This is a genomic window from Streptomyces cirratus (genome assembly GCF_014650775.1).
Lineage (GTDB): Bacteria > Actinomycetota > Actinomycetes > Streptomycetales > Streptomycetaceae > Streptomyces > Streptomyces cirratus.
On sequence record NZ_BMVP01000010.1, the window covers coordinates 13,447 to 30,219 of the forward strand.

Here is a 16,773-nt window from a genome sequence, read left to right on the forward strand (position 1 = left end):
CGGGTGCTAGTTGAGGCCCTCGGCGAGGGCCTTCTCGGTGGCGGCGCGGACGGCCGCCTCGGTCTCGCCGGTGAGCGGGAAGCGCGGCGGGCGGGTGGCGCCGCCGGGGCGGCCGGCCAGGTCCATGGAGAGCTTGATGGCCTGGACGAACTCGGTCTTGGAGTCCCAGCGCAGCAGCGAGTGCAGGGACTTGTAGAGCGGCAGCGCGGTGGCGAGGTCGCCGGCGACGGCGGCCCGGTACAGGGTGGCGCAGGCCTGCGGGAGGGCGTTGGGGTAGCCGGCGATCCAGCCGACGGCGCCCGCGAGGGCCAGTTCCAGGAGTACGTCGTCCGCGCCGATCAACAGGTCCAGGCCGGGGGCGAGTTCGGCGATCTCGTAGGCGCGGCGGACGTCTCCGCTGAACTCCTTGACGGCGACGATGCTGCCGTCCGCGTGCAGCCGGGCCAGGAGCTCGGGCGTCAGGTCCACCTTGGTGTCGATGGGGTTGTTGTAGGCGACGACGGGCAGGCCGGCCCGGGCCACCTCGGCGTAGTGGGCGCGGACGGCGTCCTCGTCGGCACGGAACGCGTTGGGGGGCAGCAGCAGGACCGACCCGGCGCCGGCCTCGGCGGCCTGCTCGGCCCAGCGGCGGGCCTCGGCGCTGCCGTAGGCGGCGACCCCGGGCATGACGCGGCTGCCGTCACCGGCCGCCTCGACGGCGGTACGGACGACGCGGGCCCGCTCTTCGTCGGTGAGGGTCTGGTACTCGCCGAGGGAGCCGTTGGGGACGACGCCGTCGCAGCCGTTGGCGATCAGCCAGGCGACGTGTTCGGCGTAGGCGTCGTAGTCGACGGCGAGGTCTTCGCGCAGGGGCAGCGCGGTGGCGACCATGATGCCGTGCCAGGGGCGGCTGCGGGGCTGGGCGGGCGCGGGGGTGTGCGCGTGGGTCATGGAGGACTCCCTAAGGTGATGTGTGACATTTTACAGAGGGGCGTGAGGCGGCCACAAGTGTCCGGACGTGCCGGATCCGGATCGGATCAGTCTGTGTGCTGCGGCAGTTCGGCCAGGTGGCGCAACGGTACGGGGCAGGAAAGCGGTCGCCGGTCGGGGGCCGCTCCGGCGGCGGAAGAGGTCTCCCCCGCCAGGGCGGCGACGGCCGGGCCGCACATCCGGCCTTGGCACCAGCCCATGCCGGCCCGGGTGAGCAGTTTGACGGTACGGGCGTCCCGCGCGCCCAGATCGCGGGTGGCCTCCAGGATCCGGCCCGCCGGGACCTCCTCGCAGCGGCACACGTCGGTGTCCTCGCGCAGCCAGCCGGTCCAGCCCTCGCCGGGGCGGTGCGCGGCGGCCATCGCCCCGGCGAAGGCGCGCAGCCGCGAGCGGCGGCGGACGAGGGCGGCGGGCGCGGGCCGGCCGGCGACGGAGAAGGCCGCCAGCTCCCCTTCGGCCAGGGCCAGTTGGGCGCCCCCGATGCCGCCGGTCTCGCCCGCGGACCAGATGCCGGGGACGGAGGTGCGCTGCCCGGCGTCCAGTTCCAGGGCGACGGTCCCGTCCTCGCCGGACCGGGTGGCGCAGCCGAGGGCGGTCGCCAGCTCTAGCTGGGGCACGAGGCCGTGGCCGACGGCGAGGGCGTCGCAGGGGATCCGCCGCCCCGTGCCGGGCAGCGGCCGCCAGTCGCCGCCGAGCCGGGCCACGGTGACGGCCTCGACCCGGTCGCGGCCGTGGGCTTCGGTGACGGCGTGCCGGGTCAGGAGGCGGACGCCGTGACGCAGCAGCGCGCCGCCGTACGTGGCGCCTTCGGCGAGTTTGCCGGGGTTGCGCAGCAGGTCGGGCAGCCGCCCGGCGTACGCGGTGTACGAGGCCGCCTCGACGACGGCCGGGACGGCGGCTCCGGCCGCCGCGAGGGAGCCGGCCACGGCGAGCAGCAGCGGCCCGCTCCCGGCCACGACCACCCGCTTGCCCGGCAGCACCAGGCCTCCCTTGAGCATGGCCTGGGCCCCGCCGGCCCCGACGACCCCGGGCAGGGTCCAGCCGGGGAAGGGGAGTTGCCGCTCGTAGGCGCCGGTGGCCAGCAGCACGGCACGGGCCCCGACCGAGACCGACCGCTCCTCGGGCCCCGCGACGGCGTGCAGGGTCCAGCGGCCGCCGTCCGGGACCACCGTCCAGACGTGGTGGGCCGGAAAATACGTGATCCTGCCCGCCGATTCGTGGGTGCGCAGGGCGGCTTCGCGGGCGGCGAAGGCGGCCCACCCGTGGTGCAGGGACTCGGGGCGGACGGCGCCGAGGCCGGGCGCCGGCCGGCGGTAGAACTGGCCGCCGGGGCGCTCCCCCGCGTCGAGCAGCGCCACCCGCAGTCCCAGGCGCGCGGCGGTCACGGCGGCGGCCAGCCCGGCGGGCCCGGCACCGACGACGGCGAGATCGGGCACGGCGGGGCCGCAGTCGGCAGAGCCGGGAAGGGCCCGGCCGAGCCCGGCGGGGCCGGGAACGACGGGGCCGGGAACGGAGGGCTCCTGCGACGAGGGGTCAGACGGCGAGGTCGGCACGGCCGGTCCCTTCCTGGGTGGTGACGGTGTCCCCGGCCCGCGCCGGGACCAGACAGGCCCGCTGGTTCGGCCGGCCGTTGACCGTGACGAGGCAGTCGTAGCAGCTGCCGATCCCGCAGAACGCCCCGCGCGGGGCGCCCCCGTCGCGCGTGGTGCGCCAGGCGAGGATCCCGGCGCTCCACAGCACGGCGGCGATGCTCTGGCCGGACTCCGCGGTCAGTTCGCGGCCGTCGAAGCGCAGGGCGTACCTCTCACGGGGAGCTCCGCCCACCAGGTCGCGGGGTGAGCGGTCACCGGTGGGCCGGCTCATCGGGTGCCTCCTTCGTCGGGCGCGGTGCGGTAAGCGACTTCGCTGCGGGCTTCGTACGACCGGCTCACGGCTGCTGCCCCTGCGGCCCGGGCTCCCGCCCGAAGGGCCGGTCCGGCTTGAAGGGTGCCGGGTCCAGCGGCGGTTCGGCCCCGCTCAGCGCGGCCGCGATCAGGACGCCGGTGGCCGGGGCCAGGCCGATGCCCGCGCCCTCGTGCCCGCAGGCGTGCAGCAGCCCGGGCACTCGGGGGTCGGGGCCGATGGCCGGGAGGTGGTCGGGGAGGTAGGGGCGGAAGCCGTGGTAGGTCCGCAGCACCCGCACGTCGGCCAGTACGGGGAACAGCGCTGCCGCCTGGGAGGCGAGCCGGCGCAGGGCGGCCACGGACAGGGAGCGGTCGAAGCCGACCCGCTCCCGGGTGGCGCCGATGAGCACCGGGCCCGAGGGGGTGCCCTCGACCACCGCCGAGGACTGCAGGGCGGCGGATCCGCTGGCCACGTCCGCGATGTAGTCGGCGGCGTAGACCTTGTGCCGCACCACCCTCGGCAGCGGCTCGGTCACCAGGACGAAGCCGCGGCGCGGGAGCACCGGGAGGGTGGTTCCGGCGAGTTCGGCGATCCGGCCGCCCCAGGTACCGGCGGCGTTGACGACGGCCGGGGCGAGGAGTTCCCGGGTGCGGGTGCGCACCCCCCGTACGGTCCCGCGCTCCACCACGAGTCCGGTCACCTCCTCGCCGAGGTGGACCAGGGCCCCCTCGGCGGCCGATGCGGCCAGCAGCCGGGCCGCCGCCTGGGCGGGCTGGACCTGGGCGTCCTGCGGGTAGTGGAAGCCTCCCGCGAGTCCCGGTGCCAGGTGGGGCTCCAGCTCGCGCAGGTCACCGGCCCCCGCCTCGACGGCGGTGACGCCCGCCGCGCGCTGGCCTTTCGCGAAGCTCCGCAGTGCCTCCAGCGAAGCCTCGTCCGGGGCGACGACCAGGCCGCCCTTGTCCTCGTACTCGATCTCGTGCGGGAGGGCGGCGGCGAGTTCGCGCCACAGGCCGGCCGACAGCAGGGCCAGGTCCAGCTCCGGTCCGGCCTCCTTGTCGGAGACGAGCAGATTGCCCTCGCCCGCCCCGGTGGTGCCGCCCGCGACGGAGCCGCGGTCGATGACGGCCACGCGCAGTCCCGCGCGGGTGGCGTAGTACGCGCAGGCGGCTCCGACGACACCGGCGCCGACGATGACGGCGTCCAGACTGCTTCTCTTGGGCACGGCAGTAATATGTCACATTCTTTATCGAGTGCCTAGGGTCGGCCGGGGGCTCGCACCCCCGCCCGGACCGGCCCCTTCCCCCCGTTTCGGCAAGGGGCCGGCCGGGAGCCGCGGTCAGCTGCGCAGCGGGCCCTCGCAGCTGTAACTCGACGTCCCCGCCGTGTGGTTGGTCCAGATCTCCACCGGGCCGAAGGAGCAGTTCATGTCGGCGAGGTTGTTCGAGGCCGGGGCCGCCCGGTCGAGGATGAAGTAGTCCACCGTCTCGGACATGTCCTTGAAGTTCTGGTCGTCGTTGCGCCAGTTCTTGAGGTTGGCGGTGATCCGGCCGGTACAGGTGAACCGGCGCTTGCCGGGGTCACCGTTCTCCACGCAGTCGGGGGTGTTGTACGTGGCCGCCGCGAACGAGGACTTCACGTTCGCGAGCGCGGAGTCGCGCAGCCGGTCGTTGGCCGTGAAGCTGGTGTTCGGCACGTAGAGCTGGTCGACCTTGGCGATCTGCGCGTTCAGGAACTTGTCGTAGTCGCGCTGGAGGTAGGTGTCGGCGCCCATCCGGTGGCGCCAGGCATCGAACCCGGCGACGTCGTTCTCGCGCAGGTGGGTGTACATCTCGCGCAGCAGCGTGGGCTTCTCCGTCCACAGGAACTCGAAGAACGTGCCCGCGTAGTTGTAGAAGCGGAACCCGTCACCGTCGTAGGTGGCGTTCAGCAGCTGCTCGACCGACATCCGCGGGCCGCCGCCGGCCGTGTCGTTGATGATGCCCTTGACCAGTGACTTGCGGACGGCGATGCCGTTGTCGCGGGTCGCGCCGTCGAAGAACTCGGCGGTCCCCTCGTCCATGGCGGTCGTCCGGTCGCCCTCGTACCAGGGGCCCTCGCCGAAGAAGCCGGGGACGGCGAAACGGCCGTTGAGGTAGTGCGTGTACTCGTGGCGGAAGAGCTCTTCGAGGGTGAGGGTGGAGTCCTGCGGGACGCGGCGCTGGTAGGTGTAGAAGGTGGCGCCGTTCTCGATGTACATGCCGCCGTTGTTCGTGCCGTAGCCGTTCAGCATCGTCTGGTAGGTGACGTAGTCGGCGCGGGAGGCGTACAGCACGATGTTCAACGTGGTGTTGGGGTCGCCGGCGAGCGGCTGGTCGGTGCCCAGAACGCGGTGGAACTGCGTCTTGACCTGCTTGCTCGCGTAGTAGAGCTGGTCGACGGTGGCCCGGTCGAGGGCAGTGCGGACCTTGATGCCACCGTTGTCGTACGTGTAGGTGTTGGGGAAGAGCATCTTCTCGATGTCCTCCTTGCACACCCCGTACTGCTTGCACGCGTTGTAGGTGTTCAGCCAGGAGACGATCTTGGCCCAGGGCTCGCTGCCGTTGCCCCAGGCCGTCTTGACCTGCGTCAGGAGCGCGCCGAGGTCGGAGGTGACCTGGTCCTGGAGGCCGTCGACCTGGCCGAAGCGGCCGTACTCGCCCAGCCCGTCGCGGACCGTCCACTCGTTCGCGGTGCCCTTGAGGTGGGTGTGTCCGGCGAAGGCCTTGAAGGCGGCCCGGTAGGAGGGGTCCGCCTTGACCGCGGCGTGGAATTCGGAGTCGTTGTTGCCCGGGTACACGCCGAGGTAGTTGACGGTGAGGGCGGCGAGGGCGGCTCCGCCCCAGTTGGCGTCGCCGCTGGTCGCGGGGTGCGAAGCGTCCAAGGTGGCCAGGACCTTCTTGACGAGGCCGAGCTGGCGGTGGCGCATGCCGGGCCCGGTGCCGTAGAGGGCCTCGCGCAGGGTCCGGGCGTTGGAGGCGGTGGCGTCGAAGGTGTGCGCGGCGTTGCCGAAGTCGGTGACGGCCCGGCTCATCGCGTCGACGGTCGCGGCGTCGGTGAGGTCGATCTCGTCGCGCGAGAAGTCGTGGTAGATGGCCGCGTGCAGGTAGGTGAACATCTCCTCCAGGTGGGAGGAGTTGCGGCCGTCGTGAGCGGCGGCCAGGGCGGATATCCGGCGGGAGACGGCCTGGACGTGCGCGTCGTCCATGACGGGCGCCAGGCGGGCGTCCCAGGTCCACACCAGGCCGCGCAGGCAGCCGTCCGCGAGGACGGCCGGGTCGGCGAGGAAGTCGGCGAACTGCTCGGGGGACAGCCCCGTGATCCCGTCGAGGGTGCAGGGCACGTTGACGGCCGGGCCCCGCGTGGTGGGGGCGCTCTGGGCGGGCTGTCCGCTCTTGTCCGTCCGCTGCGCGGAGGCTGCGGCGGGCGCGGCGCCCGGGACCTTGCCGTCGGATATGGCCTGGCCGCCGGGGGCGGGGGCCGGTGCGGAGGTGGTGGGTGCCAGGGCGTCGGCGCGGTGCTCGACCTCGTCGAACGGGTTCGGCGCGACCACCCCGGGGGCTCCGCCCGTGGTGGCGGCCGCGGGACCGGAGGTGAAGGTGGCGGGTACCGGAGCGCCCGTCTCGGCCGCTTGGGTCACGGCCTGGCCCGCGGAGGCGAGGAGCGTGACGGCGACGGCGGCGGAGAGGAAGGACGAACGCACAGCTCTGTGGTGGGACACCAAGGACTCCTGTGGGGAAGGGGGGTGTGCGTGGACGCGAGTGCGTGAGGTGCGAAGTGCGTGAACTGCCCTGCTTCACGCGGCGTTTGACGGGGATTAACGCGGCGCGGTGTGAGCTGTAACATAGTAATGTGAAATTGCACTGACAACCCCTGTGCGCCCACCAGTTCGCTTCTCTCTCAGGGAGCCCCCGTGACCGACGCCTCCTCCCGCCTCCACATCGGCAGCCACGACCTGCCCGTCTCCCCGGAACTGTCCCGTTTCATGGCGGGCGGCTGGGCCCCCTCGCCGCTTCCCGCCACGTCGAGCGGAACTCCGGCGTCCGACGTCACCCCCGCACGCCGGGCCCGCCTGTCGGCGCTCTTTCCGGGCGAGCGGCTCATCGTTGCGGCCGGCGAACTCAAGGTCCGCTCCAACGACTGCGACCACCGCTTCCGCCCGCACAGCGCGTACGCCTGGCTGACGGGCCTGACCGGGGAGGACCAGGTGGGTCACGTCCTGGTGCTGGAGCCTTCGGGCCCGCACGGACACGAGGCCGTGCTGTACCTCCGCCCGCGCTCGCCGCGCGCGGACGGCAACGAGGAGTTCTACCGGGACCGCCGGTACGGGGAGTTCTGGGTGGGCCGCCGCGCCGACCTCGCCGAGGCTCAGGCCCTGACGGGCATCCGCTGCGCCCACCTGGACACCCTCGGCTCACCGACGGGCCGCGACGCCTCCAGTGACGCCGAACTGGCCACGGCGCTCGCGGAGTTGCGCCTGGTGAAGGACGCCTGGGAGGTGGAGCAGCTGCAATTGGCCGTGGACCACACGGCGGCCGGGTTCGAAGACGTCGTACGGGCCCTGCCGCGCGCGCTGGAACACCCGCGCGGCGAGCGCTGGGTCGAGGGGGTCTTCGGCCTGCGCGCCCGGGCGGAGGGCAACGGGACCGGCTACGACACGATCGCCGCCTCGGGCGCGCACGCCTGCGTACTGCACTGGATCCGCAACGACGGCCGGCTGGACCGGGGCGATCTGCTGCTCCTGGACGCGGGCGTGGAGACCGACACCCTCTACACGGCGGACATCACCCGAACCCTCCCCCTGTCGGGACGGTTCTCCCCCGTCCAGCGACAGGTGTACGAACTGGTCCTGGCCGCCCAGGAAGCGGGCATCGCGGCGCTGCGGCCGGGCGCCAGCTTCCGGGACTTCCACCGGGCGGGCATGCGGGTGATCGCGGAGGGGCTCGCGGAATGGGGCGTGCTCAAGGACGCGGAGGGCGATCTGCACCGGCGCTACACCCTGTGCAGCAGCGGCCACATGCTGGGGCTGGACGTCCACGACTGCGCGAAGGCGCGGGCACGGACCTACCTGGACGGGGTCCTGGAGGAGGGCCAGGTCCTCACGGTGGAGCCGGGCCTCTACCTCCAGCCCGACGACGAGACGCTTCCGGCGGAACTGCGCGGCATCGGGGTGCGCATCGAAGACGACCTGGTCATCACGGCGACGGGCGCCCGCCTCATGTCGGGTGCCTTGCCGCGGACGGTCGGCGGCATCGAGGAGTGGATGGGGACCCTGCTGGAAGGCTGAGCCCGCCGGGCCCGGTCGGCCGGCGCGGCCTGCGGCCGGGCGCGCCCCGCGGGCCTCGAACTCACAGCGGGCCCGACGCTGCGCCGCATTCGGTGCAGACGGAGACGCCGGCCGTTCCCGACACGGCCGGCGCCCCTTCCCCGCGGGTTTTCGCCGTCGCCGAGTTGGCGGTCAGTACGTGCTTGAAGCGTTGCTGACGACGCAGCTCACGAATGTCCATGGAGTGCATACGGCCGACTCCGGACGAGGTCCAAGCGGCACATCCCGTGCCCAGGACGGCGCAGATCAGCGCGATTCTCAGGAGCATGTCTGGCACAGCGGTTCCTCTCCGGTGACTGGTGGCAGGGGCGTCGGCGGTCTGGCCCGCTCGCCCTCGTCATAACGCACCGGCATATGCGGGGTTGCGCCTTGTCAGCCGATTGCCACAAGTGCAGAAATGATAAAAGACACTGGTCAAGCCACGTTTACGCCCCCTGGCATCACCTGAACGGCCCGCACCTTCCCCGGTCTCGGAACCGTTTATGGACTATGACAAATGCAAACCACGCAGAAATTTTTCTCCGGAGCGCGGGCGGCGACGGACACGGCGCGGGGGCCGGGGCCACGCGGGCGGGGAAGTGGACGTACACGCACTGGACCCCGGAGAAGGGCGCGACACTGCGCAGCCAGCGGCGTGAGGTGGACCTCCACTACTCGTCCTCGATCTTCGAGGACTTCTTGGAGGAGATGAACCGGATCCAGGACGAGTTCAGCCGGCGCTCGCCGGGCACGGGACCGGGACCGTCCGGGACCGCCGTCAGCGAGTGCTCGGGCGCGGTCCCCCGTGTTTGAGCAGTACGAGCGGCACGACGGCGGCGGATGGCACGCCGCGCACCAGCAACCACTCGTGGAAGCGGGCGAGGTGCACATCCCGTGGGATCCGACCGAGGAGCTGGCCCACCTCCTCCAGGAGCAGCAGGCCGGGCGGCCGAGGCAGACGGAGGCCTTCGACCCCTACGGCTTCGACGGGACCGGTGAAGCGGGCGCCGTCGTCGGCGCGGTCACCGATCCGGCGCAGGGAAGCGGCGAACGGCGGATCCCGGCGCCGCGCGCCGGGCACCGCCGCACCCCGGCGAGGAAGTCCGTGGTGACGCTGCTCGGGACGGGCAGTCTCTTCACCGCAGTGCTGGTCGCCGTCATCGCCGCCGTGGTCAGCATCTTCAGCGGTCTGGCCATCTGCGAGGCCCTGCGTCACAGCGCCGGCCCGCGCACCGCGGACGACGTCGTCAGCTGGTGGCCACTGCTCATCTACGGACCGTGGGTGGTCGCTTCCCTGTCCATCCTCCGGGCCGCCCTACATCAGCGTCGCGCCGTCCATTCGTGGTCCATCGTGCTGTTGTTCTCCACCCTCGCCACGCTCCTGTGCGTCGCCCAGGCGCCCAGTTCGTTCGCCGCCCGGGCGGCGGCCACGCTCCCACCCGTCGCCGCGCTGGCCTGTCTCCAGCAACTCGTCCGCCAGATCACCCTCACCCGACCGCCCCGCCAAGCCGTTCCACGGCACCGCGGCCGCACGTTCTCCCTGCTGCGGCCACCGGCCGTCGTGAGCAGCCCGGACAGCGCGCTCCCCGACTACCCGGTGATGGACCAAAGGGCGCCCCGCGCCGCCGCCCCTCCGAGGTTCCGCTACGGAGCATGAGCGTCGGCCTCTCGAACCATGCGTCCCTTCCCCCCAGTCAAGGAGCGTGATCACTTGCACGACGAGAACGAAGATCAAACCGCATTAGTCACGGGCTGTGCCCGGTCTCAGCCCAACGGGTCTGGCGCACGCCCACACCCCCCGCACGTTCCCCCACGTCTCCCGAGAGGACAGCACCATGCCCTACGAGCTCACCCACGCCGAGCGGCTCCGGTACAAGCGCAGCCAGGACGCCGCCTACCGGGCGGGCGAGGAAGCCGTCACGAACCTCCAGGCCGCACTCTCCCTCGCCGGCCTGACCCTCCCCTCGCTCTGCAACGACGGACCGGTCGGCTGCCGCGGGCTCGTCCGGCTCGGCGGCTGCAGCACGGCCGTCGCCAACCGGCTCGCCGAAGTCATCGCCGCCGGCGCCCACGCCCTGCAAGGCGAGCACCTGTGAGTTGAACCCCGCCGCCGGGCGCATTAGGCCGAACTGATGATGTTGGGCGTGCGGATGTCGCGCGTGTCGGGCCGCCTATGCACAATGCGTTTGCCGATGTCGGCCGTGGGGTGAGGTGACCTCTGCGTGATGTCTTGAGCTGGAGGTACACCGCCCATGTCGGGCAACGGAAATCCCACGGTCAGAAGGCGCCGCCTGGGCGCGGAACTCCGGCAACTCCGCAAGGCCACGGGCATGACTTCCTCGCAGGCGGCGCAGTGCCTGATGGTGTCCCAGCCCAAGATCAGTCTCATCGAGACCGGACGTCGCCCGATCAACCCGCGCGACGTACGCGACTTGTGCCGGATCTACGGAATCACCGACCAGGAGGTCGTCGACTCGTTGATGCGGATGGCGAAGGAATCGGGCCGCCAAGGCTGGTGGGTCTCCTGCGGCGACGTCCCCTACGGGGTCTACATCGGGCTGGAGACGGCGGCGGCTTCGATCCACTCCTACGACGCGCTGATGGTTCCCGGCCTGCTCCAGACGCCCCTTTACGCGGCCGCGGTCATCGCGGAGTCCTTTCCGCGTCCCACGGCCGAACAGGCCGCCGTCAGCCTGGACGTGCGGCTGCGGCGCCAGCACCGCGCCCATCACCCCGCCCGCCCCTTGCGCTTATGGACCATCCTGGACGAATCGGCACTGCACCGCATCGTGGGCAACCGGGAGGTCATGCGCGATCAGCTCGAGCACCTGAACTCCCTCGGCGCCCAGCCGCACATCACCGTGCAGGTCCTCCCCCACAGCGCAGGCGCTCATCCCGGGGTCTTAGGTCAGTTCTCCATCCTCACGTATCCGGAGTCCGAAACGGGAGTCGTCTACCTGGAGCGCTTCACCAGTGACCTGTACCTGGAGAAACATGCCGACCGGTACCCCTACCAGATCATGTTCGACCACCTGCAGGCCCAGGCCCTGAGCGCCGACGACTCCCGGCACCTGATCAACGACATGATCAAGGCGTACCGCGAGGCCCGCTGACGCCGTCAGCGGGCCTCGCCGGGCCGACTACCAGCCACCGCCGTCGTCATGGTTGTAACCCGACGAATTGTCCCAACCACCGCCGTTCCAGTCGCCGTTGTCGTTCCAGTTGCCGTTGTCGTTCCAGTTGCCGTTGTCGTTCCAGTAGCCGTTGTTGTCGTCGCCGTTCCAGCCGGCGTTGCGCCAGCTGCCGCTGTTGTCGTCGTTCCAGCGGGAGGAGTTGCCGCAGTCGCGCGAGTCGTCCCCGCGCGAGTAGCTGGAGTGGTGCTGGCTGTGTTGCGGGAGGCCGGTGTGGGTGGCGGCGAACGCGCCGCTCACCGGCATCAGGCCCAGCGTCACTCCGGCGGCCCCTGCCACGACGGCCGCAATAATCCCACGGCGCATAACGATGCACCTCCGAGCATTGGGGGATGTTCCTTGCAAATGGGACATATCCACCCTCTCTCTTCTTCCCGCCCGCTGTCAAAGCCGCCCGCACCACAGGGCGCCGGCGTCAGTCCAAGACGGCGATGCCGTCGAGTTCGACGAGTGCCTGCTCGTCCCACAGCCTCACGGCCCCGACCACCGCCATCGCCGGGTAGTCCCGGCCCGCAAGAGCCCGCCAGATACGGCCGAGTTCCGGTGCGTGGCGGCGGTACGACTCCACGTCCACCGGATACACCGTCACCCGGGCCAGCTGCGCGGGCGCCCCGCCCGCCGCGGCGAGAGCCGTGAGCAGGTTGGACAGTGCGCGCTCGAACTGCTGGGGCAGGGTGTTGCCCACCACTTTCCCGGAGCCGTCCAGCGCGGTCTGGCCGGCCAGGAACACCAGACGGGAGCCGGTCGCGGCGACGGCGTGCGAGAAGCCCGCCGGCGGGGCGAGTTCCGCCGGATTGATGCGCTCCACGCTCATCGGGCGGCCACCTCCCGGTAGAGCTCCTTCGCGATGATCGTGCGCTGGACCTCGCTGGCCCCCTCGTAGATGCGCGGTGCACGGACCTCCCTGTACAGGTGTTCCAGCAGGTGGCCCCGCTGGAGGGCGACCGCGCCGTGCAGTTGGACCGCGTGGTCCACCACGTACTGGGCCGTCTCCGTCGCCAGGAGCTTCGCCATGGCCGCCCGCCTCGGCACCTCCGCGGAGCCGCTGTCGTAGGCGCCTGCGGCCGCGTAGACCAGCAACCGGGCGGCCTCGGTCCGCGTCGCCATCTCCGCCACCCGGTGCGCCACCGCCTGGAGGTCCGCCAGCACCCCGCCGAAGGCGCCGCGGCCCGCGGTGTGTGCGAGCGTCGCGTCCAGTGCCGCCCGGGCCATGCCCACGGCGAAGGCTCCGACGCTGGGCCGGAACAGGTTCAGGGTGTCCATCGCGACGCGGAACCCGCGCCCCGGCTCGCCGAGTACGTCCTCGGGGCCGACCGGGACCCCGTCGAAGGAGAGCGAGCCGATGGGGTGCGGGGACAGCATGTCCAGCGCCTCGCCCGTCAGGCCGGGCCGGTCCGCCGGGACGAGGAAGGCGGTGATGCCCCCGGCCCCCGGGTTCTCACCCGTGCGGGCGAACACGGTGTAGAAATCCGCCTCCGGGGCGTTGGAGATCCACCGCTTCTCCCCGGTGAGCCGCCAGCCCCCGTCCGGGCCGATCCCGCCGTCCCGTTCCGCCGCCAGCGCCAGCGCCGCCGCGTCCGAGCCGGCCCCCGGCTCGCTGAGCGCGAACGCGGCCACCAGCCGTCCCTCCCGCACCCCCGGCAGCCACCGCTCACGCTGCGCCGCGCTCCCGGCGCGCAGCACCGGGTGCGCACCCAGCCCTTGGAGGGCCAGCGCAGTCTCGGCCTCCGTGCACCCGTACGCCAGTGACTCCCGCAGCAGGCACAGCTCCAGCGCGCCCGAGACGAACACCCGCTCCAGCAGGCCTTCTTCCCCGAGTGCGGCCAGCAGCGGCCGGTTGACCCGGCCCGGCTCGCCCTTCTCGGCCAGCGGTCGCAGCCGCTGCGCCGACAGCGCGCGCAGCCGCCCGCACCATTCCTCTTCGTCCACCCCGAGCGCGAATCCGGTCATGCAAACAACCCCGCATCTATCGCGTCCTGTTGACTGTCGTCACCGTCACGATACGCTCGTCACGCGACCCGCGACCGTCCCGAGGGGGCGAACCAGCCTTGGAGCTCAAGCCTTCCGCGCACGTCGACACCTTTACCCGCGACCGCCTCCCGCCCGGCGGAACCTGGCCGCGCCTGCTGTTCGACCTTCCCGAGCTGGCCTATCCGGACCGGCTGAACTGCGGGGCCGAGCTGCTGGACGCCACCATCGACCGGCTCGGGCCGCACCGCCCGGCCTTCCGGGGCTCCGGCGGCGAGGTGTGGTCGTACGGGGAGCTGCGCGAGCGCGTCGACCGGCTCGCCCACGTGCTCACCGCCGACCTGGGCGTCGTCCCCGGCAACCGGGTGCTGCTGCGGGGGCCGACCAGTCCGTGGCTGGCCGCCTGCTGGCTGGCGGTGATGAAGGCGGGGGCGGTCGCGGTCACCGTACTGGCCCAGCAGCGCGCGCAGGAGCTGGCCACGGTGTGCGCGATGGCCGAGGTGGGCCACGCCCTGTGCCACGTGGACGCGCTGGACGACCTGGTGAAGGCCGAGGTGCCGGGCCTGCGGATCACCCCGTACGGCAGCAGGGACGCGGGCGACCTCCTCCACCTCGCCCGAGGGCACTCGGGGCCGTTCCCGGCGGCCGCCACCTCCGCCGACGACGTGGCCCTGATCGCCTTCACCTCCGGTACCACCGGCCGCCCCAAGGGCTGTATGCACTTCCACCGCGACCTGCTCGCCGTGGCCGACACCTTCTCCCGCCACGTGCTGCGCCCCCGCCCCGACGACGTGTTCGCGGGCAGCCCCCCGCTCGGCTTCACCTTCGGGCTCGGCGGCCTGGTCGTCTTCCCGCTGCGGGCCGGCGCCTCCTCGCTGCTGCTGGAGCAGGCGGCGCCCCGACGGCTGCTGCCGGCGCTCGCCGAGCACCGGGTGACGGTCCTGTTCACCGCGCCCACCGCCTACCGGGCGATGCTGGACACCCTGGGCCCGTACGACGCCGGCGCCTACGACCTCGGCGCGCTGCGCCGCTGCGTCTCGGCGGGCGAGAACCTGCCGGCCGCCACCTGGCAGGCCTGGTACGAGCGCACCGGGCTGCGCATCATCAACGGCATCGGGGCCACCGAGCTGCTGCACATCTTCATCTCGGCCGCCGACGAGGACATCCGGCCCGGCACCACCGGGCGGGCGGTGCCGGGCTGGGAGGCCCGCGTCGTCGACCCGGCGGGCCGGCCCGTGGCGGACGGGGAGCCGGGGCTGCTGGCCGTCCGGGGCCCGGTGGGCTGCCGGTACCTGGCCGACCCGCGGCAGACGGAGTACGTACGGGACGGCTGGAACCTGACCGGGGACACGTACGTGCGCGACGCGGACGGCTACTTCCGGTACGTCGCCCGCGCCGACGACATGATCATCTCTTCGGGTTACAACATCTCCGGCCCGGAGGTGGAGGAAGCCCTGCTGCGCCACCCGGACGTGGTGGAGGCCGCGGTGATCGGGCGCCCCGACGAACGCCGCGGTCAGGTCGCCGTGGCGTACACCGTGCCCCGCGAGGGGGTCACACTGACGGAGGAGACGCTGCGGGCCTTCATGCGGACCGAGCTGGCGCCGCACAAGTGCCCGCGCACCTTCGTCTTCGTCTCCGCGCTCCCCCGGACGCCCACGGGCAAACTTCAACGCTTCCGGCTGCGCGATCTAGAGTGAACCCGTGGCCGAGCAGCACACCCCGCGATCCCTGATCGTCACGTTCTACGGTGCCTACGGGCGGGCCTTCGACGGCCCGGTCCCGGTGTCCGCGCTGATCCGCCTGCTGGGCACGGCCGGCGTCGACGCACCCTCCGTCCGCTCGTCGGTGTCCCGGTTGAAGCGGCGGGGCTTCCTGCTGCCCGCCCGGGCTGCCGACGGGTCTGCCGGGTACGAGCTGTCCGAGGAGGCCCGGCAACTGCTGGAGGACGGCGACCGGCGGATCTACGGGTCCGCCAGGCTGTCGCAGGAGTGGCTGTTGGCCGTCTTCTCCGTCCCCGAGCAGGAGCGGCACAAGCGGCACCTGCTGCGCTCCCGGCTGGCCCGGCTGGGCTTCGGCGCGGTGGCGCCGGGGGTCTGGATCGCCCCGGCGCACCTGTACGAGGAGACCGGCCGCACCATGGAGCGGCTGCACCTGACGCCGTACGTGGAGCTGTTCCGCGGCGCCCACCTCGGTTTCGCGCCGACGGCCGAGGCGGTGGCCCGCTGGTGGGACCTGACGTCTCTGGCCAAGCAGCACGAGGAGTTCCTCGACCAGCAGGAACCGGAGCTGCGGGCCCTCCAGTCGGGCCCCGGGCCGGCACCGGAGCAGGCCTACCGCGGCTACCTGCTGGCCCTGGACAGCTGGCGCCGGCTCCCCTACGCCGACCCGGGGCTGCCGCGCGAGCTGCTGCCCGCGGACTGGCCGGGCGACCGCGCGGCGGCCGTCTTCGCCGAACTGCACGCCCGGCTGCGTGACATCGGGGCCGCGTTCGTCGAGCCGTAGCGGCGAAATGGGGTGCGGGGGCACCGGGCGGCGGACAGGATGGGGCCGCATGACCTGGACCTTCACCACCGACTTCGCCGCTTTCGTGGCCGCCGCGGGCCCGGCCGTCGCCGCTCGGCCCGTGGAGAACACCTCCCTGCTGACCGCCATGGACGCGCTGGAGCGGCGCGGCCCGACGGCCTACGGGCCGCACACCCCGTTCTTCGGCTGGTGGACCGGCGCCGACGGGACCGTGTCCGGCGGGCTGCTGTGCACCCCCGTGCGCCCGCTGCTGCTGGGCGCGGTGCCGGCCGGGGCGGTGGAGGCGCTGGGCGCCGCGCTGGCCGTGGAGCCGCTGCTGGCCGGGGTCGACGCCTTGAACGTCCGCCGCCGGGACGCGGTGGCGCTGGCCGGAGCCTGGGGGAAGCCGTCACGGATCGAGGCGGAGGCCCGGCTGTACCGGCTGGCCGGCCTGCTCGCCCCGCACCCCCTGCCGCAGGGGCGGTCCTTGCCCGCGACCGAAACGCACCTCCCGCTGCTGGTGGAGTGGGTCGACGCGTTCAAGCGCGAGTCCGGCGAGCCCGGGAGCGCCTCCGAGACGACCCTGCGGGACCGGATCTCGTACGGCGGGATGGTGCTCTGGGAGCATGCGGGCACGCCCGTGTCGATGGCGGGCTTCTTCCGCCCGGTCGGCTCGGTCTCGCGGATCGGCCCCGTTTACACCCCGCCGGAGCTGCGCGGCCGGGGCTATGCCGCCGGGGTCACGCACGCGGTGAGCGAAGCGACGTACGCGGCCGGAGCCACGGAGGTGCTGCTCTTCGCGGACCTGGCCAACCCCACCAGCAACGGCGTCTACCAGCGCCTCGGCTACACCCCGGTGGAGGACCGGGTCGAGCTGGCGGCCGTCTGACGCGCCGGACCGCTCGCCGCGCCGGACCGCTCGCCGCACCGGGCCGC

16 protein-coding genes are annotated in these 16,773 nt (G+C 72.7%); 8 read left to right on the forward strand and 8 right to left on the reverse strand.

Annotated features, from left to right (window positions below; all coding sequences use genetic code 11):
* Positions 1 to 6 precede the first annotated feature (6 nt).
* From IE207_RS22695 to IE207_RS22715, 5 genes are all read right to left on the reverse strand, one after another.
* Positions 7 to 930: a dihydrodipicolinate synthase family protein gene (locus IE207_RS22695; RefSeq protein WP_190186123.1), complete on the reverse strand. Its 924-nt coding sequence runs from the start codon at positions 928 to 930 to the stop codon at positions 7 to 9.
* Positions 931 to 1,016: 86 nt separating this feature from the next.
* Complete coding sequence (locus IE207_RS22700) at positions 1,017 to 2,405, reverse strand: FAD/NAD(P)-dependent oxidoreductase (protein WP_229873917.1); 1,389 nt, start codon at positions 2,403 to 2,405, stop codon at positions 1,017 to 1,019.
* A gap of 97 nt (positions 2,406 to 2,502) precedes the next feature.
* Positions 2,503 to 2,832 carry a (2Fe-2S)-binding protein gene (locus IE207_RS22705; protein WP_190186125.1) on the reverse strand — a complete coding sequence of 110 codons (330 nt, stop codon included), beginning with the start codon at positions 2,830 to 2,832 and terminating at the stop codon, positions 2,503 to 2,505.
* A 64-nt stretch (positions 2,833 to 2,896) separates the two neighbouring features.
* Positions 2,897 to 4,075 (reverse strand): NAD(P)/FAD-dependent oxidoreductase, encoded by a 1,179-nt coding sequence (locus tag IE207_RS22710; RefSeq protein ID WP_190186126.1) that lies wholly within the window; start codon positions 4,073 to 4,075, stop codon positions 2,897 to 2,899.
* A gap of 114 nt (positions 4,076 to 4,189) precedes the next feature.
* Entirely contained in the window at positions 4,190 to 6,589 is a 2,400-nt protein-coding gene (locus IE207_RS22715; protein WP_190186127.1) for a collagenase, read from the reverse strand.
* Positions 6,590 to 6,781: 192 nt separating this feature from the next.
* Here IE207_RS22715 and IE207_RS22720 point away from each other — a divergent pair, with 192 nt between their 5' ends.
* The 5 genes from IE207_RS22720 (at position 6,782) to IE207_RS22740 (ending at position 11,286) form a co-directional block, all read left to right on the forward strand.
* Positions 6,782 to 8,155, forward strand: coding sequence for an aminopeptidase P family protein (locus IE207_RS22720; protein ID WP_229873903.1), 1,374 nt, complete (start codon positions 6,782 to 6,784; stop codon positions 8,153 to 8,155).
* A gap of 528 nt (positions 8,156 to 8,683) precedes the next feature.
* On the forward strand, positions 8,684 to 8,986 hold the full coding sequence (locus IE207_RS22725; protein ID WP_190186128.1) for a hypothetical protein: 303 nt from the start codon (positions 8,684 to 8,686) through the stop codon (positions 8,984 to 8,986).
* Positions 8,979 to 9,830, forward strand: coding sequence for a hypothetical protein (locus IE207_RS22730; protein WP_229873904.1), 852 nt, complete (start codon positions 8,979 to 8,981; stop codon positions 9,828 to 9,830). Before IE207_RS22725 ends, IE207_RS22730 begins: the two co-directional genes overlap by 8 nt.
* Positions 9,831 to 10,008: 178 nt before the next feature.
* Positions 10,009 to 10,269 (forward strand): hypothetical protein, encoded by a 261-nt coding sequence (locus IE207_RS22735; protein ID WP_190186129.1) that lies wholly within the window; start codon positions 10,009 to 10,011, stop codon positions 10,267 to 10,269.
* A 156-nt stretch (positions 10,270 to 10,425) separates the two neighbouring features.
* Positions 10,426 to 11,286 (forward strand): helix-turn-helix domain-containing protein, encoded by an 861-nt coding sequence (locus tag IE207_RS22740; RefSeq protein WP_190186130.1) that lies wholly within the window; start codon positions 10,426 to 10,428, stop codon positions 11,284 to 11,286.
* A 27-nt stretch (positions 11,287 to 11,313) separates the two neighbouring features.
* Here IE207_RS22740 and IE207_RS22745 read toward each other — a convergent pair whose 3' ends face one another.
* The 3 genes from IE207_RS22745 to IE207_RS22755 all read right to left on the reverse strand — a co-directional run bounded on the left by IE207_RS22745 (position 11,314) and on the right by IE207_RS22755 (position 13,314).
* Positions 11,314 to 11,670 (reverse strand): hypothetical protein, encoded by a 357-nt coding sequence (locus IE207_RS22745; RefSeq protein WP_190186131.1) that lies wholly within the window; start codon positions 11,668 to 11,670, stop codon positions 11,314 to 11,316.
* Between the two features lie 109 nt (positions 11,671 to 11,779).
* Complete coding sequence (locus tag IE207_RS22750; protein ID WP_190186132.1) at positions 11,780 to 12,178, reverse strand: RidA family protein; 399 nt, start codon at positions 12,176 to 12,178, stop codon at positions 11,780 to 11,782.
* Positions 12,175 to 13,314, reverse strand: coding sequence for an acyl-CoA dehydrogenase family protein (locus IE207_RS22755; protein WP_190186133.1), 1,140 nt, complete (start codon positions 13,312 to 13,314; stop codon positions 12,175 to 12,177). Before IE207_RS22755 ends, IE207_RS22750 begins: the two co-directional genes overlap by 4 nt.
* Before the next feature lie 98 nt (positions 13,315 to 13,412).
* On the opposite strand from IE207_RS22755, the gene IE207_RS22760 reads away from it, so the two are divergent.
* From IE207_RS22760 to IE207_RS22770, 3 genes are read left to right on the forward strand one after another with little or no spacing between them, the layout of a single operon-like run.
* Positions 13,413 to 15,032, forward strand: coding sequence for an AMP-binding protein (locus IE207_RS22760; protein ID WP_190186134.1), 1,620 nt, complete (start codon positions 13,413 to 13,415; stop codon positions 15,030 to 15,032).
* 4 nt (positions 15,033 to 15,036) lie between these two features.
* Positions 15,037 to 15,837: a PaaX family transcriptional regulator gene (locus IE207_RS22765; protein WP_190186135.1), complete on the forward strand. Its 801-nt coding sequence runs from the start codon at positions 15,037 to 15,039 to the stop codon at positions 15,835 to 15,837.
* Positions 15,838 to 15,886: 49 nt separating this feature from the next.
* On the forward strand, positions 15,887 to 16,726 hold the full coding sequence (locus IE207_RS22770; protein ID WP_190186136.1) for a GNAT family N-acetyltransferase: 840 nt from the start codon (positions 15,887 to 15,889) through the stop codon (positions 16,724 to 16,726).
* The last annotated feature ends 47 nt before the right edge of the window (positions 16,727 to 16,773 follow it).

Coding starts and splice junctions, on each gene's coding strand:
- IE207_RS22695 (WP_190186123.1), bottom strand. CDS start 930: ATGACCCACGCGCACACCCCCGCGCCCGCCCAGCCCCGCAGCCGCCCC.
- IE207_RS22705 (WP_190186125.1), bottom strand. CDS start 2,832: ATGAGCCGGCCCACCGGTGACCGCTCACCCCGCGACCTGGTGGGCGGA.
- IE207_RS22725 (WP_190186128.1), top strand. CDS start 8,684: ATGACAAATGCAAACCACGCAGAAATTTTTCTCCGGAGCGCGGGCGGC.
- IE207_RS22735 (WP_190186129.1), top strand. CDS start 10,009: ATGCCCTACGAGCTCACCCACGCCGAGCGGCTCCGGTACAAGCGCAGC.
- IE207_RS22740 (WP_190186130.1), top strand. CDS start 10,426: ATGTCGGGCAACGGAAATCCCACGGTCAGAAGGCGCCGCCTGGGCGCG.
- IE207_RS22745 (WP_190186131.1), bottom strand. CDS start 11,670: ATGCGCCGTGGGATTATTGCGGCCGTCGTGGCAGGGGCCGCCGGAGTG.
- IE207_RS22750 (WP_190186132.1), bottom strand. CDS start 12,178: ATGAGCGTGGAGCGCATCAATCCGGCGGAACTCGCCCCGCCGGCGGGC.
- IE207_RS22755 (WP_190186133.1), bottom strand. CDS start 13,314: ATGACCGGATTCGCGCTCGGGGTGGACGAAGAGGAATGGTGCGGGCGG.
- IE207_RS22770 (WP_190186136.1), top strand. CDS start 15,887: ATGACCTGGACCTTCACCACCGACTTCGCCGCTTTCGTGGCCGCCGCG.